The sequence below is a fragment of the Acidiphilium sp. PA genome (assembly GCF_026191915.1).
Taxonomy (GTDB): domain Bacteria; phylum Pseudomonadota; class Alphaproteobacteria; order Acetobacterales; family Acetobacteraceae; genus Acidiphilium.
In genome coordinates, this window is record NZ_JAIMBY010000002.1 from 1 (window position 1) to 14,769 (window position 14,769).

Genomic DNA, 14,769 nt, shown 5'->3' on the forward strand with positions numbered 1-14,769 from the left:
GCCTGGCCCTCAATCTCGCCAAGCTCGAAGGCTCCAAAGGATCGATGAAAGGCAAACTCAAAAAGGCCGGTTGGAACGATGCCTTCCTGACCAAACTGCTCGCCGCATTCAGTTCAACCCAAATGCGATAGCCCTGCGGGTCCACTTCAGTTGGGTTGACAACTTGCGCTCAACCTCCGAGACCGACTCGAACCGTTCCCGAATTGTGCCAGTTTCTTGGCTTCATTGTCGGTACGCTCCAGTTCAAATCCTGCCTCATCAGGGAAGGGCGAGACGTAGCGGCGATTGAGACCGAAATCGTCCTTGGTGATGCCTCAGCGCGAATGATTGCTCAACAGTTGCATGATGACATCGAGAGACGACAAGGCTTTGAAAATCTTCCAATTGATGTCGGTGATCGATTCGGCACAGTACGCATAAGAATCCGAGTCGATCCAAACGGCACCTTGACGACCGACAATGTCACGAGAAGCAGCAGAAATCGGTTAATTGACCAAATCGGACTTCAAATCCTGGCACTGTATTCGCCCTATGCACCCACCCTAGTTGCTACATCGCTATACTTCGACGTACAGTTCGAGTTTGTCCGACGAACACCGTCCAAGTCTGACCGGAGACAATGGAGTGCGCGCATAATGCGGGTCAAGCAAGTGCTGATCATCAGATCGTGAGATATGTTCAGACACGATGTCTGCCAGTCAAGCCGCTTACAGCGCCTTAACGCATGATCGATCATACTTTTCTGCTATACCGCAACGGCAGGCCGGCCTTGTTCAAGCAAACCGGCTTGCCTTTGTTTGCTTTACCGCGGGTTCGCCGATCTATTGCCCGATCACCGCGATCACCGGCACATGATCGGATGGTTGAACCTTATCACGCTCGCCCTTTGCGACCAGCACCGACTCCAACCGCTCGCTCACCCGTGGCGAAAGCAGTGCGTGATCGATCCGCAAGCCTCGGTCGCGCTGCCACGCACCGGCCTGATAATCCCAAAACGTATAGAGCGTCTCGGCCGGATGCAGCGCGCGCAGCGCGTCGGTCAGGCCGAGCCAGATCAGGGCGCGAAACGCAGCGCGCGTTTCGGGTCGAACCAAAGCGTCGTCTTGCGCCAGCGTGCCTTTGGCGTAATCGACGTCGGTCGGGCAGACGTTGTAGTCACCGGCCAGGATGAAATCACGGTCCGCATCGAGCAGCCCTGCCGCATGGTCGTGCAGCTTGCCCATCCAGTCCAGCTTGGCGCGAAACCCCTCGTCACCGCCGGAATTGCCGTTCGGCAAATAAAGATTGCCCACGATGAGGTCGCGCAACTCCACCTCGATATAGCGTGAGGCAGAACCCTCCGCCTCACCGGGCAGGGCGCGCTCGCGGATGTCTACCGCTTCGCGCGATAACACCGCGACACCATTATACGATTTCTGCCCGACGATCGCGGCTCGATACCCCGCCGCCTCGAACACATCGCCCGGAAATTGATGCGCCTCGCATTTGATTTCCTGCATCAGCAGCAGATCTGGCTGCTCGCGGATCAGGAAGTCGGCGACCAGCGCCGCACGGGTCCGCACCGAATTGACGTTCCAGGTGGCGATCTTCATGGGAGTTACGGCTTAATCGACCGAAAACGATGTGCCGCACCCGCAGGATGTCTTCGCATTTGGGTTACCCACCGCGAAATACGATCCCATCAGCGTATCTTTGTAGTCGAGTTCAGCGCCGTCAAGCAGGTCGAGGCTGGCTGGATCGACCACCACTTTCGCGCCATTCCGCTCGACCACGTAATCCTCGGCATCGATCGTGCCGGTCAGGTCGAATTTGTACTGAAACCCGTTGCAGCCGCCCGCCAGCACTTCGACCCGCAGCGCAATCGTGCCGTTCTCGCCGGCCATGATGGTAGCGACTCGTGCCGCCGCGCTCTCGCTGATTTTGAATCGATCCATGGTTTCGCTCATGCACCTTATATAGGCGCGTCGTGCCGTCACGACCAGCGCCATCGCCAAGGTCGTTTTTTTGAGAGAAGGACCTCCTGAGCATCGGTCATCCCCTGATTTGGAGAGCGGCGCGCACTCCTGTAAGCCAGCCGGATGCTTGCGTCCTACGCGTCCCACGCCGCCGAATCGCGCGGCCGCCAGTTTGCCGAACCGGAAAGCGCCACCCGCAGCGCTTTTCAGCGTGACCGCGATCGCGTGCTTCACTCGAACGCATTTCGCAAGCTGCAATACAAGACCCAGGTCTTCGTCATCCACGAGGGCGATTTCTATCGCACCCGCCTGACCCACAGCCTCGAAGTCGCCCAGATCGCCCGCAGCATCGCCCGTGGCCTCGCGCTCGACGAAGACCTCACCGAAACCCTCGCCCTCGCGCACGATCTGGGCCATCCACCGTTCGGCCATGCCGGCGAAACCGGATTGAACAATGCGCTCGCAGCCCATGGCGGCTTCGACCACAACGCCCAGAGTCTTCGCAGCCTGACGTTGCTGGAACGCCGCTATCCTGGGTTTGACGGATTGAACCTTACCTGGGAATCGCTCGAAGGCATCGCCAAGCACAACGGGCCGTTGCCGGCGCCGCCGGCCTACATCGCGGCGTTCGACGCCGGCTACCCGCTCGACCTGACCCGCCAGGCCGCCGCCGAGGCGCAGGTTGCGGCGCTCGCGGATGATATCGCCTACCACGCACATGATATCGACGATGGGTTGCGCGCCGGCCTGTTCGACATCGGCGATCTGGAAGCCCTGCCAGTGGTCGGTGCCATGCTGGCCGAGGCGCGCGCCCTTACCAGCGATCCGCGCCGCGTCCGCGCACATATGGTGCGCCAGACCATCGGCGTCTTCGTGGGTGGCGCGCTGACCGAAAGCCGTCGGCGTCTTGCCGCGCTGCAACCGGCATCGGCCGATGATATCCGCGCCGCCCATCATCCGGTGATCGGGTTCGCGGACGATCTCGCAGCGGCCAACCAGGCGATTCGCACCTTCCTGTATGCCCGCATGTACCGCCACTGGCGGGTCAACCGCATGACCCACAAGGTCGAGGGCGTGGTGCGCGACATGGCAACCCTGTTCCTCGATCGTCCCGATCTGCTGCGCAATGACTGGCGCGACCGCGCTTCCGCGCCGCACTCCGAGGCCACGGCCGCCGCCGTGCGCGACTACATAGCCGGCATGACCGATCGTTTCGCGCTCGACGAGCATCGCCGCCTGACCGACCCCACCGCTGCCGCCTGAAGGTTCCTATGTCCGATAATCTGTTCGCCGATCTGCGCATCCTCGTGCTCGACACGATCACCGCCCTTTATCCAGACCTGGCGCCCGACGCCCTCGCGCGCATCGAAATCACGCCGACGCGCGAAGCTGCGCATGGCGATGTTGCAACCAACGCCGCGCTGATTGCCGCCAAGCCCCTCGGCCTCAAGCCGCGCGCCATCGCGGATGCGCTCGCGGCCGCGCTGCTGACCCGCGCCTTCGTCACCAAAGCCGAACCCGCCGGCCCAGGGTTCGTCAACCTCACCCTCGCCCCGGCGGCGTGGCAGGCGCAGATCCTCACCATCCTGCACAGCGGCGAGGCGTTCGGTGCCAGCAAACTGGGGCAGGGGGCCAAGGTCAATGTCGAATACGTCTCAGCCAATCCCACCGGACCGCTCACGGTCGGTCACTGCCGCGGCGCGGTGGTAGGCGATGCCCTGGCCAACCTGCTCGCCAAGGCCGGCTACGATGTGACGCGGGAATACTACATCAATGATGCCGGCGCGCAGGTCATCGCGCTCGCCTGGTCGGTCTATTGGCGCTACCTGCAAGCACTTGGCACGACAATGACCGAAGCCGAGTTCGCCACCGCGACGCCGACCGGCCTGCAATATCCTGGAGATTATCTGGTACCGCTCGGTGCGCAACTTGCCGCCGCCCACGGTGATGCGCTGTCAGGCCCTGGCTTCACCGTCGCCGATCCGGCACTCTGGCTCGACATTGTACGCAGCTTCGCAGTTACCGCCATGATGGATCTGGTGCGCGCCGATCTGGCCGCCCTGAACGTGCGCCACGACGTTTTTACCAGCGAAGCGGCCCTCATCGCCGGCGGCGGTGTCGAGCGCGCGGAAGCCGCCTTGCGGGCGCGCGGCCTGCTATACGAGGGCATCCTGGAACCGCCCAAGGGTAAGACTCCGGAAGACTGGGAACCCCGCGAACAAACCTTGTTCCGGGCCACCGATTTCGGGGACGACGTCGATCGCCCGGTCCGCAAATCCGACGGCTCGAACACCTACTTCTTCAACGATATCGCCAACCACGCCAACAAGATGGCACGTGGCTTCGATCAGATGATCGACGTCTGGGGTGCTGATCACGGCGGCTACGTCAAGCGCATGCAATCCGCCGTGCGCGCGCTGGCCGGTAATGGGGCCGCGCAACTCGACATCGTGCTCTGCCAGATCGTCAGGGTCCTGAAGGACGGCGTGCCGATGCGCATGTCCAAACGCGCCGGTACCTATATCGAACTCGCCGACCTGATCGATGCGGTTGGTCCCGATGTCGTCCGGTTTATCATGCTGATGCGCAAGTCCGACGCACAGATGGAATTCGACCTCGATGCCGCCGTGGCCCAGACCCGTGAAAACCCCGTGTTCTACGTCCAATACGCCCATGCCCGCTGCCGCTCGGTGCTGCGCGCGGCGGCGACCACGTCAGAACTGGGGGATACCTCTGACGCCGGCCTCGCCGCTGCCGACCTCGCATCGCTCACCGCCCCCGAGGAACTCGCTTTGATCCGCCGGCTTGCGGCCTGGCCGCGCCTGATCGAAGCCGCCGCCATCGCGCGGGAAGCGCACCGAATCGGATTTTTCCTGTATGATCTGGCTGGCGATTTCCACGCGCTGTGGAACGCGGGCCGCACCGAAGCCAGTTTGCGCTTCATCCAGGCGGAAGCGCCGGGACCGACCCGAGCCCGCCTCGCTTTGGTCGCCGCGACGGCGGTGGTCATTCGCTCCGGCCTTGCGGTCATGGGAGTGGCCCCGGTCGAGGAGATGCGCTGAAAGGGACTGCGTGATGGAAGACCCCGATATCGACATTCCGCCCTACGCCTCGCCACGCCTGCGCGCACGCGGCGTCGACACCGAGACCAAGCGCATGGCAATCATCGCCGGCGGGCTGGGTGTCGGCATCATCGCCCTCGCCCTAATCTGGAGCGGCATTCACACGGGACTCGGACCGCCGCCGGTCATCAAACCGCCGGCCGGTCCAATGCGTACGGCGCCGATCAATCCCGGGGGGCTGCAGGTGCCAGGCGCGCATGAACAGATCATGTCGGGCCAGGTCGCCTCCGGCCCGCCCGAACTGGCGCCCGCATCCCCCGCGCCCGATTTCTCGAAACTCGATCAGGAGGCGGCGGCGGCAAAACCTGCACCACCAGCGCCGCTGACCCCGAAGCAAGCACCGCCCGCCGTGGCCAGTGCGCTGCCACTGCCGCCGCCGGCACCGTCGCCAGACCATGCCGCCACGACGCCGGCGCCCGCCGGCCAAAGCATCTTGCCGCCGATCACGCCCCCCACCCAGGCGACCGGCTCCGGGCCCTATGCCGTGCAGCTCGGCGCGCTCGACAGTATGGCCAAAGCCAACCAGGCCTGGCAGACCTTGGTCGCTCGCGTGCCGGATATCCTGGGCAGCCAGAAGCCCGTCGTCGTTCCTGGTACCGTCCACGGCAAAGTCTTCTACCGCCTGCGCCTCGTTGGTTTTGCCAATGCCGCCGCCGCTGGGAATTTCTGCGACCGGCTGAAATCGCGCGGCGTGACCTGTTACATTCCCAAGTGATCCGTTCATGAAAGCCGCCATCATCGGCATCGCCGGCCCTACCCTGACCGATCCCGAGCGCGCGCTGCTTGCCGAATTCCCACCCACCGGCGTCATCCTGTTCGCCCGCAACATCGTCTCGCCGCCCCAACTCGCCGCCTTGGTGGCCGATCTGCGCGTTACACTGCCCGCGCAAGCGGTGCTGATGGTCGATCAAGAGGGCGGCCGCGTTGCCCGCCTGCGCGCGCCGCACTGGCCGGACCTGCCGCCCGCCGCCACGCTCGGTGCCCTGTTCGCAACCGACCCCGAAGCCGCCCGCAACGCCGCCCGCGCGCATGGTGCCGCCCTCGGCGCCATCGCGCGCGACGCCGGGTTCGACATCGTCACCGCCCCCGTGCTCGACGTCCCAACCCCGGGCGCCGACGCCGTGATCGGCGATCGCGCGATCAGCGCCGACCCGGTCGCGGTCGGCGCGCTCGGTGCCGATATCGCCTGGGGCCTGTTGTTCCAGGGCATCCAGCCGGTGATGAAACACCTGCCCGGTCACGGCCGCGCCACGCTCGACAGCCACCACGCCCTGCCGCGCATCGACGCCACCGCGCTCGATACCGATTTCGCCCCCTTCGCCGCCAATCGCAGCCTGCCCTGGGGCATGACCGCCCATATCGTCTACACGGCGCTCGATCCTGAAAATCCCGCCACTTTCTCGCGACGTATCATCACTGACATCATCCGCACCCGCATCGGCTTCACCGGCATCCTGGTCAGCGACGATCTGGCGATGGGCGCGCTCACCGGACGGCCGCAGCACCGCGCCATCCGCGCGCTCGAAGCGGGGTGCGACATCGCGCTGTTCTGCCCCGGCGCGCTCGATGCCAACCGCGCCGTCCTCGCCGCCATCCCCGATCTCGACCCGGCCCTTATCCCCCGGTTGAAGGCGACCCAGACGTCATGAACAACGACCTGATCCGCAGCATCGCCATCGGGGTCTGTGCCTCGGTGCTGGCCATCGTGCTGCACGAACTCGCCCACGGCTTCACCGCCCTGGCGATGGGCGATCACACCGCCCAGCGCGAAGGCCGGCTTTCGCTCAACCCGCTGCGCCATATCGACCGGGTCGGCACCATCATCCTGCCCGCCGTGCTGATCGCGTTCCAACTCCTCACCATCGGCCGGATCGCCTATATGTTCGGCTGGGCGAAACCCGTCCCGATCGACCCATCCGGCTTCCACAATCCGCGCCGCGGCATGGCGATCGTCGCAGCCGCCGGTCCCGCCTCGAATTTCCTGCTCGCGTTGCTGTCCGCCTTCATCCTCGCCGCCATCGGCACCCGGGGCGTCATCGCCGATTTCCTGCTTTATTTCCTGCTGTTCAATATCCTGCTCGGGCTGTTCAACCTCGTCCCGTTGCCGCCGTTCGATGGCGGGCGGATCATGGTCGGCATCCTGCCACTCGCCGCCGCTCGCGCGCTCGCTCAGGTCGAACGGCTGGGTATTCTGGTCATCCTGTTCCTGGTGTTTATCCTGCCCGCGGCACTCGGTCAGTTCGGCATCCATTTCAACCCGGTGTCGGACGTCCTCGACCATTGGGTGCCCCGCGTCGCCACGGCCTTTTTGCATGTCGCGGGTGTGCATGCCGGCTACTGAACCCGCGCCGACCGAGGCGTTCATCGTCCAGCTCGAAGGCTTCGAGGGCCCGCTCGACCTGCTGCTCGACCTCGCGCGCAGCCAGAAGCTCGACCTCGCCGGCATCTCGATCCTTGCGCTGGTCGATCAATATCTCGCGATCATCGAAGGCGCGCGCAAAATCCGCCTCGAACTCGCGGCCGACTGGCTGGTCATGGCCGCCTGGCTCGCCTGGCTTAAATCGCGTCTGCTGCTGCCCGACCCCGAAGCGATCGAGGAAGCCGAACTCACCGCCGACATTCTGGCCGACCGCCTGCGCGCGCTCGAAGCCATCCGCGCCGGCGCCGCCTGGTTGGGCGCACGCCCCCAACTCGGTCAGGATGTCTTCGCGCGCGGCATGCCGGAAGATTTCACCGAATTCGATCGCTCACGCCTGAAGCTTGATCTACCGGCGCTCCTTTCCGCCTATCTCGTGGCCCGCCGCCGCTCGGGCGCAAAACGGCAATACCGCCCCAAGCCGGTCATCTACTGGACCGTGCAACAGGCGCTGGAACGGTTGACCCGGCTGATCGGCAGCATGCCGGATTGGTCGGACCTCACGCAGTTCCTGCCCGAAGCGCCGCAATCGCCGCTCGGCCAGCGCGCCGCCCTGTCCAGCACGCTGCTGGCAAGTCTCGAACTGGCCCGCAACGGCGTGCTCAGCCTGCGTCAGGATGCCGATTTCGCGCCGATCATGGTCCGCCAGGGGGGGCAGCATGAGTGATCATTCTGGTAGCGCTCGCCCCCACGCCGAACGCCTGCTCGAAGCGGTGATCTTCGCGAGCCGCGACCCCGTGCCGCTGCGCACCCTTGCGACACTGCTGCCCGACGCCGCCGATCTCGACGCCGTGCTCGTCGCCATTCGCGCCCGCCATACCGGTGGCGGCTTCGAGCTGTGCGACATCGGCTCCGGCGTGATGTTCCGCTCCGCCCCCGATCTCGCGCCCGACCTCCGGCGCGTTGTCGAAGTGCCGCGCCGCCTGCCGCGCGCCGCGATGGAAACCCTCGCCGTCATCGCCTTTCACCAGCCGATCACCCGCGCCGAAATAGAAGATCTGCGCGGCGTCAGCCTGTCGCAGAACACGCTCGATGCTCTGCTCGAGGCCGATCTGGTCGCCCCCGCCGGCTACAAGGAGGCCCCAGGGCGCCCCGCGCTCTGGGCCACCACGCCGCATTTCCTGATCCAGTTCGGCCTGAAATCGCTGCGCGACCTGCCCCGCCGGGCCGACCTGATGGTCGAACCCACCGCTCCCGCGACCGAGCCGACGCCCGCCGATCCTTGACCTGCCGCGCGTCTCTGCTAGCACACGCCTCGATCACAGTGGATTGTTATGCTCGGATTTTCCTGGTCAGAAATATTGGTCATTATGATGGTGGCTCTGGTCGTCATCGGCCCGAAGGATCTGCCGGTGGCGATCCGCACGGCCAGTGCTGCCATCCGTAAGATGCGCGGCCTCGCCAATGAGTTCCAGGGCCATGTCCAGGATCTGATGCGTGAGGCTGATCTTGCGGATGTCGGCAACGACCTGCGCAGCCTGCGCAATTTCGACCTCGGCAGCCTTGCCGAACGCCATATCGACCCCGATGGCGATCTCCGCCACGCCTTCGACCCCGCCAGCGGCGACCCGCACGACATGACCACGCCGATGATCGGCGCCGATGCGGTCGAAACCCACGACCCCGAGCCGCCAATCGATGCGCCGGCCTTCATCCCGCCCAACGAGGCCCGCCACCGCCCGGTGCCCGCCTTCATTCCCCCCGGCACGCGTCTCTGGTAAACGCGGACCATGGATATCGACCCGACCCCGACGGATGCGCCGCACGATCCGATCCACGACAAGGAAATGCCCCTGCTCGACCACCTTGCCGAGCTGCGCAAGCGCTTACTGTGGTCCGCGGTTGCCTTCCTGGTCGCGTTTCTGGTCTCCTACTATTTCGCAAAAGACGTCTATTATTTCCTGGCCCAGCCGCTCGTCCACATCATGGAAGAGCGCGGCCAGAAGCCCGAACTGATCTATACCGCGCTCTACGAAGCCTTCTTCACCTATGTGAAGGTTGCGGTGTTCTCCGCCGCCTTCGTCTCGTTTCCCGTAATCGCAACCCAGATCTGGCTGTTCATCGCCCCTGGTCTGTACCGTTCCGAAAAACGCGCCTTCCTGCCGTTCCTATTCGCCACCCCCATTCTGTTCTTCGCGGGCGGCGCGCTCGCTTATTATGTGATCTTTCCCAACGCCTGGCGCTTCTTCCTGAGCTTTCAGACCAGCCCTGCGAACCACCAATTCTCGATCGACGTGCTGCCAAAAGTCTCCGACTACCTCAATCTCGTCATGAAACTGATCTTCGCCTTCGGCCTCTGCTTCGAACTGCCGGTCCTGCTCACCCTGCTCGGCCGCGTTGGCATCGTCACTGCCGCCGGGCTGAAAAAATACCGCCGCTACGCCTACGTCGGCTGCTTCATCGTCGCCGCCATTCTGACCCCACCGGACGTCTTCACCATGACCGGCCTTGCTGTTCCGCTGATCGCGCTGTTCGAAATTTCAATTTTTGCGGTGAAGCTGGTGCAGCCGAAGAGCGAAATGGCCGCCGACGCGTAAATGGGCGTCAGCGGGAGGCGAGCCGAAGCCGAGCCACCTTTCGTTGCGGCGCAAGCCTAGGTGATGGAGGCGGGAACCTGCCGTGGTGCCACCGCGTCACCCCCTTCGGCTACGATCCGAACCGGATCAGGCCAAGGCTCGTGAAGATGGTGTGCTGGCTGGTGGCGGGGGCGTTCAGGAGGTCCCAGGCGACGTATTGTTCGGCATAGGGATGAGTGGAGGACATGCCGTTATAAGGCACGATGACGGTGTAGTTGCGGTAGGCGGCTTCGCTGGCGGTCGCGAGCACCGCACCCTCGGCGGCGGTGCCGGTGACAATGACGGTTTTGATGCCATTCCGGCGGAGGATTCGGGCGAGGTTGGTATGGAGGAATTTATCCGGGCCGGACTGGACGCTGGCTTCGCCGGGGCGGGGTTTGAGGGCAGCGTTGATATCCGCTTTGGTGCCGCTGAGCACGTAGGAATAGATGATTGTGGCATGATTTGCCCGGGCGGTGGCAAGCAGGGTGCGGACGGCGGGGATGGTGGCGACGCATTGCGGCCGATTGGCGTTGCTGCAGGTTTGGGTGACGAAATCGAGCAACAGGAGGGCGGTGGTTTTCGGATCGAGCGTGACCTTGTGCACAAGGGGAGCGGGTGGTGCAGTGATGCGGGCCCAGTTGCGGATCAGATCGTTTGCCCGGGCAGCGGGTGGGGCGCCCCCGAGGATAGCGGCGCCTACTAGGTATTGCATGATCTGACGGCTGGGTCGGGTTGCCATGGGTATCTTTGGCCTTCGCAGGATGGTTGAGATGAGTTTGGTGGCTCGGCCGAGCGTAGCGCGCGGTGCGGTGATTGGCGATGCGGCGTGGGGTGGTGGCACTTGCGGCGGGTGATGCACGGGGTTCAGAGCGGCGGCGGGCCGAAGCCGCCGCCGCCGGGGGTTTCGATCACGATGGCGTCGCCGGTCTGCAGTTCGGTCTGATCGCGGCCGCCCAGCGCCTCGGTGCTCCCATCGGCGCGTTCGATCCACTGGGTGCCGGTGGCGCCGGGCAGACCGCCGGCCATGCCGAACGGCGGGATGGTGCGGCGCGAGGCGAGGATGGTGACGGTCATGGGTTCGAGGAAGCGCAGGCGGCGGATGGCGCCATCGCCGCCACGGTGTTGCCCGGCACCGCCTGAGCCGCGCCGGATCGCGAAATCTTCGACGCGGACCGGGTAGCGCAATTCTAGCACTTCGGGGTCGGTCATGCGGGTGTTGGTCATGTGGGTGTGAACGGCCGAGCAGCCGTCAAAACCGGGTCCGGCGCCGGCGCCGCCGCAGATGGTTTCATAATATTGGTAGCGTTGGTTGCCGAACAGCAGGTTGTTCATGGTCGCCTGGGCCGAGGCACAGACGCCGAGCGCGCCGAGCAGGGCGGCGGTGACGGCCTGGCTGACTTCGGTATTGCCGGCGACCACCGCGGCGCCCGGTTGCGGGTTGAGGAAGCTGCCGGGCGGGTTGATGATGGTGAGCGGGCGGAGGCAGCCTTCGTTGAGCGGGATATCGTCATCGATCAGGCAGCGGAACACATAAAGCACGGCGGCGCGGGTGACGGCGGGTGGGGCGTTGAAATTACCGGCATGCTGCGCGCCGGTGCCGGTGAAGTCGATGGTGGCGGCGCGGTTGGCGTGATCGATCGTGACGCGGACGGCAAGCGGGGTGCCGTCGTCCATCCGGTAATCGAACGTACCATCGTGCAGGCGTTCGATGGCGGTGCGGACGCTGGCTTCGCCGTTGTCCATGACGTGGCGCGTGTACGCCTGCACCATCTGCCAGCCGTGTTGCGTCACCATCGCCTCGAACGCAGCGATACCGGCGGCGTTGGCGGCGAGTTGGGCCTTGAGATCGGCCACTGATTCATCGGGATTGCGCGCCGGGTAGCGCGCGCTGCCGAGCGCATCGCGCAGGGTGGTTTCCTGAAACACGCCCTGGGCGACCACCAGCATATCGTCGATGATCACGCCTTCCTGTTCCAGCGTGGTCGCGAACGGCGGCATCGAGCCGGGGGTCTGGCCGCCGACATCCGCATGGTGGCCGCGCGAGGCGACGAAGCCGCGCAGGGTGGCGCCGGCATCATCGAACATCGGCGTGATGACGGTGATGTCGGGCAGGTGGGTGCCGCCGTTGAACGGGTTGTTCAGCGCGACGGCATCGCCGGGGCGCAGCGTGACACCGCGCCGGTGCAGCACGACGCGCACGCTCTCGCTCATCGCGCCGAGATGCACCGGCACATGGGGGGCATTGGCGATCAGCGCGCCATCCGCGTCGAACAGGGCGCAGGAAAAATCGAGCCGTTCCTTGATGTTGACGCTGCTCGCGGTGTTGCGCAGCACGGCGCCGCTTTGCTCGGCGATTGCCATGAACAGGTTGTTGAACAATTCGAGTTGGACCGGATCGGAGGATGCCGCGGCGTCGGGATTGGTCTCGGTGATGATCGCGCAGACCGGTTGCACCTGTCGCGTCATGATCAGGTGGTTGCGGTCGGTGATGGTGGCCCGCCAGCCCGGCTCGACGATGGTGGTGGCGTTGGCCTCGCGCAGCATCGCCGGGCCTTCAATAATATCGCCGGCGAGCAGGCTGTTGCGATCGAACACGGTGGCATCGTGCCACGCGTTGCGGCTGAACATGCGGGTGGTTTCGCAAATGGGCGGCGCGCCGGTGGTGCGGGGCGGCAGAGCGGGCTCGATGAAGGTTTCGCCGGGTGCGATGGCTTCGATCGCGATGGCGCCGACGATCAGGGCGCGGCCGGGTGCGATGAAGCCGAACAGGCGGCGGTGGGCCGCTTCGAAATCGGTGCGCATGGTCGCGGGGTTGGTCAGATCGATGATCAGCGGCGTGTCGGTGCCGGCGTACCGCAGATGGGCGCGGTGGTTGATGTGGAGTGCCGCTGGTTCGGCCCCTTGGGCGATCAGGGCTAGGCGGGCAGCATCGGCGACCTCGGCCGCGGTGGCGTGCAGGCCCGGCATGGCGGCATCGGTGAGCGGGGTTTCGACTGCCTGTTCGCGCAGCACGATCTGGTCGGCCAGGCCCATACCGTAGGCCGACAGCACGCCGGCCAGCGGATGGATGAAAATCGTGCTCATGCCGAGATCTTCGGCGACCAGACAGGCGTGCTGGCCGCCGGCGCCGCCGAAACAGGCGAGGGCGAAGCCTGCGGGGTCGCGGCCTTTCTGGATCGAGATTTGTTTGATCGCTTGGGCCATGCTGGTGACGGCGATGGTGATGAAGCCGGCGGCGAGTTGTTCGATCGAATGGGTCGCCCCGGTGGCCGCGTTAATGCGCTGGGCGAGGTGGGTGAATGCGCGCTGCACCACATCGGCATCGAGCGGCTGATTCTGCGCGGGGCCGAAGATCGGCGGGAAATGCTGTGGCGCCAGTTTGCCGAGGCAGAGATTGGCATCGGTCACGGTCAGCGGGCCGCCGCGCCGGTAGCAGGCTGGGCCGGGGTTGGCGCCGGCACTGTCAGGCCCGACCCGCAGGCGCGCACCATCGAAGCCGAGCACCGAACCACCGCCGGCGGCGACGGTATTGATCGCGAGCATCGGCACCAGCAGGCGGACGCCGGCGATTTCGGTCTCGAAACTGCGTTCGAAGCCGCGATCGTAGATCGACACGTCCGTCGAGGTGCCGCCCATGTCGAACCCGATGATCCGCTCGAGGCCGGCCATGCCGGCGGTGCGCGCGGCGCCGACGATGCCGCCGGCCGGGCCGGACAGGATGGCGTCTTTGCCGCTGAAGTGATGCGCCTCGGCGAGGCCGCCGTGGGATTGCATGAAATAGAGTTTCGTACCGGGCAGGCCGGTCGTGATCCGATCGACATAGCGGCGCAGGATAGGGGTGAGATAGGCATCCGCCACCGTGGTATCGCCGCGCGGCACCAAGCGGAGCAGCGGGCTGACAACGTGGCTGGCCGAGACCTGGGGGAAGCCCGCGGCGGTGGCGAGGCCTGCGAGCGTTTGCTCATGTGCGGGGTAGCGCCAGGCGTGCATCCGCGCGATGGCTACACTGTCGATTCCATCGGCGCGCGCCTGGATAAGTACGGCGCGTGCGGCGGCTTCATCGAGCGGCTCGATCACGGCGCCATCGGCGCCGATGCGGCCGCCGAGTTCCACAACGCGCTCATAGATCATGCTGGGGAGGCGGATATTGAAGGTAAACAGCCGCGGGCGGGCCTGCGAGCCGATGCGCAACAGGTCGGCCATGCCGCGATCTGTCAGCAACAGCACACGCGCGCCCTTGCGCTCGAGCAGGGCATTGGTGGCGACGGTGGTGCCCATTTTGACAGCCTCGATCGCAGCCGGCGGCACCGGTTCGGTCGCGGTGAGGCCGAGTAGCGCGCGGATGCCGGCGAGGGCAGCGTCGTCATACTGATCCGGATTTTCGGATAGAAGTTTGCTGGTGTGGCGCGTACCATCGGGCGCGGTCGCAACGATGTCGGTGAAGGTGCCGCCGCGATCGATCCAAAAACGCCAGCCGACGTCGGGTACGGGTGCTGGGGTGGTCTGCGCGAAGCGGGAGACGTTTGGCATTATGAGTCGCTTTTCATCGTGAAATGAAGGCGCGCACATGATGACCGGCTCGTCAATCACCCCGGCTAGGTGAGGCCGCCCTGATCGCGATTAACTGGCGGAGGGAGTGGGATTCGAACCCACGGTACGCTTTCACGCACACACGCTTTCCAAGCGTGCGCCTTAAACCGCTCGGCCATCCCTCCGGC

At 65.2% G+C, this 14,769-nt stretch carries 13 protein-coding genes and 1 tRNA gene; 9 read left to right on the forward strand and 5 right to left on the reverse strand.

What is annotated here, in order from left to right; translation table 11 throughout:
- Window positions 1–821 precede the first annotated feature (821 nt).
- Window positions 822–1,592, reverse strand: coding sequence for an exodeoxyribonuclease III (locus AruPA_RS03545; protein ID WP_265635136.1), 771 nt, complete (start codon window positions 1,590–1,592; stop codon window positions 822–824).
- Window positions 1,593–1,604: 12 nt separating this feature from the next.
- Window positions 1,605–1,934 carry an iron-sulfur cluster insertion protein ErpA gene (gene erpA / locus AruPA_RS03550; RefSeq protein WP_408858568.1) on the reverse strand — a complete coding sequence of 110 codons (330 nt, stop codon included), beginning with the start codon at window positions 1,932–1,934 and terminating at the stop codon, window positions 1,605–1,607.
- A 144-nt stretch (window positions 1,935–2,078) separates the two neighbouring features.
- Between erpA and AruPA_RS03555 the strand changes: the two genes are divergently transcribed.
- The 9 genes from AruPA_RS03555 to tatC are packed head-to-tail and all read left to right on the forward strand — an operon-like array spanning window position 2,079 to window position 10,030.
- Entirely contained in the window at window positions 2,079–3,218 is a 1,140-nt protein-coding gene (locus AruPA_RS03555) for a deoxyguanosinetriphosphate triphosphohydrolase (RefSeq protein WP_265635138.1), read from the forward strand.
- A gap of 8 nt (window positions 3,219–3,226) precedes the next feature.
- Window positions 3,227–5,017 (forward strand): arginine--tRNA ligase, encoded by a 1,791-nt coding sequence (locus AruPA_RS03560; protein WP_265635140.1) that lies wholly within the window; start codon window positions 3,227–3,229, stop codon window positions 5,015–5,017.
- A gap of 13 nt (window positions 5,018–5,030) precedes the next feature.
- A complete protein-coding gene (locus AruPA_RS03565; RefSeq protein WP_265635142.1) occupies window positions 5,031–5,792 on the forward strand; it encodes an SPOR domain-containing protein in 762 nt (253 codons plus the stop codon).
- Between the two features lie 7 nt (window positions 5,793–5,799).
- Window positions 5,800–6,726 carry a beta-N-acetylhexosaminidase gene (gene nagZ / locus AruPA_RS03570; protein WP_265635143.1) on the forward strand — a complete coding sequence of 309 codons (927 nt, stop codon included), beginning with the start codon at window positions 5,800–5,802 and terminating at the stop codon, window positions 6,724–6,726.
- Complete coding sequence (locus AruPA_RS03575) at window positions 6,723–7,418, forward strand: site-2 protease family protein (protein ID WP_265635145.1); 696 nt, start codon at window positions 6,723–6,725, stop codon at window positions 7,416–7,418. Before nagZ ends, AruPA_RS03575 begins: the two co-directional genes overlap by 4 nt.
- Window positions 7,405–8,160 carry a ScpA family protein gene (locus AruPA_RS03580; RefSeq protein WP_265635147.1) on the forward strand — a complete coding sequence of 252 codons (756 nt, stop codon included), beginning with the start codon at window positions 7,405–7,407 and terminating at the stop codon, window positions 8,158–8,160. The genes AruPA_RS03575 and AruPA_RS03580 overlap by 14 nt, the downstream gene beginning before the upstream one ends.
- On the forward strand, window positions 8,153–8,719 hold the full coding sequence (scpB, locus tag AruPA_RS03585; RefSeq protein ID WP_265635149.1) for an SMC-Scp complex subunit ScpB: 567 nt from the start codon (window positions 8,153–8,155) through the stop codon (window positions 8,717–8,719). The genes AruPA_RS03580 and scpB overlap by 8 nt, the downstream gene beginning before the upstream one ends.
- 48 nt (window positions 8,720–8,767) lie before the next feature.
- Window positions 8,768–9,214, forward strand: a complete 447-nt coding sequence (gene tatB / locus AruPA_RS03590; protein ID WP_265635151.1) for a Sec-independent protein translocase protein TatB — start codon at window positions 8,768–8,770, stop codon at window positions 9,212–9,214.
- A gap of 9 nt (window positions 9,215–9,223) precedes the next feature.
- Entirely contained in the window at window positions 9,224–10,030 is an 807-nt protein-coding gene (gene tatC, locus AruPA_RS03595; protein ID WP_265635153.1) for a twin-arginine translocase subunit TatC, read from the forward strand.
- A gap of 109 nt (window positions 10,031–10,139) precedes the next feature.
- Here tatC and AruPA_RS03600 read toward each other — a convergent pair whose 3' ends face one another.
- The 3 genes from AruPA_RS03600 to AruPA_RS03610 all read right to left on the reverse strand — a co-directional run bounded on the left by AruPA_RS03600 (window position 10,140) and on the right by AruPA_RS03610 (window position 14,766).
- On the reverse strand, window positions 10,140–10,763 hold the full coding sequence (locus AruPA_RS03600) for an isochorismatase family protein (RefSeq protein WP_265635154.1): 624 nt from the start codon (window positions 10,761–10,763) through the stop codon (window positions 10,140–10,142).
- A 152-nt stretch (window positions 10,764–10,915) separates the two neighbouring features.
- Window positions 10,916–14,581, reverse strand: a complete 3,666-nt coding sequence (locus AruPA_RS03605) for a hydantoinase B/oxoprolinase family protein (protein ID WP_265635156.1) — start codon at window positions 14,579–14,581, stop codon at window positions 10,916–10,918.
- Window positions 14,582–14,676: 95 nt separating this feature from the next.
- Window positions 14,677–14,766, reverse strand: a tRNA-Ser gene (locus AruPA_RS03610).
- Window positions 14,767–14,769 lie beyond the last annotated feature (3 nt).

Bases quoted from the DNA above. Each gene is read 5' to 3' on its own strand.
- AruPA_RS03555 (WP_265635138.1), top strand. From the start codon at position 2,079: ATGCTTGCGTCCTACGCGTCCCACGCCGCCGAATCGCGCGGCCGCCAG.
- tatB (WP_265635151.1), top strand. From the start codon at position 8,768: ATGCTCGGATTTTCCTGGTCAGAAATATTGGTCATTATGATGGTGGCT.
- nagZ (WP_265635143.1), top strand. From the start codon at position 5,800: ATGAAAGCCGCCATCATCGGCATCGCCGGCCCTACCCTGACCGATCCC.
- erpA (WP_408858568.1), bottom strand. From the start codon at position 1,934: ATGGATCGATTCAAAATCAGCGAGAGCGCGGCGGCACGAGTCGCTACC.
- AruPA_RS03580 (WP_265635147.1), top strand. From the start codon at position 7,405: ATGCCGGCTACTGAACCCGCGCCGACCGAGGCGTTCATCGTCCAGCTC.
- AruPA_RS03600 (WP_265635154.1), bottom strand. From the start codon at position 10,763: ATGCAATACCTAGTAGGCGCCGCTATCCTCGGGGGCGCCCCACCCGCT.
- AruPA_RS03605 (WP_265635156.1), bottom strand. From the start codon at position 14,581: ATGCCAAACGTCTCCCGCTTCGCGCAGACCACCCCAGCACCCGTACCC.
- scpB (WP_265635149.1), top strand. From the start codon at position 8,153: ATGAGTGATCATTCTGGTAGCGCTCGCCCCCACGCCGAACGCCTGCTC.
- AruPA_RS03560 (WP_265635140.1), top strand. From the start codon at position 3,227: ATGTCCGATAATCTGTTCGCCGATCTGCGCATCCTCGTGCTCGACACG.
- AruPA_RS03545 (WP_265635136.1), bottom strand. From the start codon at position 1,592: ATGAAGATCGCCACCTGGAACGTCAATTCGGTGCGGACCCGTGCGGCG.
- tatC (WP_265635153.1), top strand. From the start codon at position 9,224: ATGGATATCGACCCGACCCCGACGGATGCGCCGCACGATCCGATCCAC.
- AruPA_RS03565 (WP_265635142.1), top strand. From the start codon at position 5,031: ATGGAAGACCCCGATATCGACATTCCGCCCTACGCCTCGCCACGCCTG.
- AruPA_RS03575 (WP_265635145.1), top strand. From the start codon at position 6,723: ATGAACAACGACCTGATCCGCAGCATCGCCATCGGGGTCTGTGCCTCG.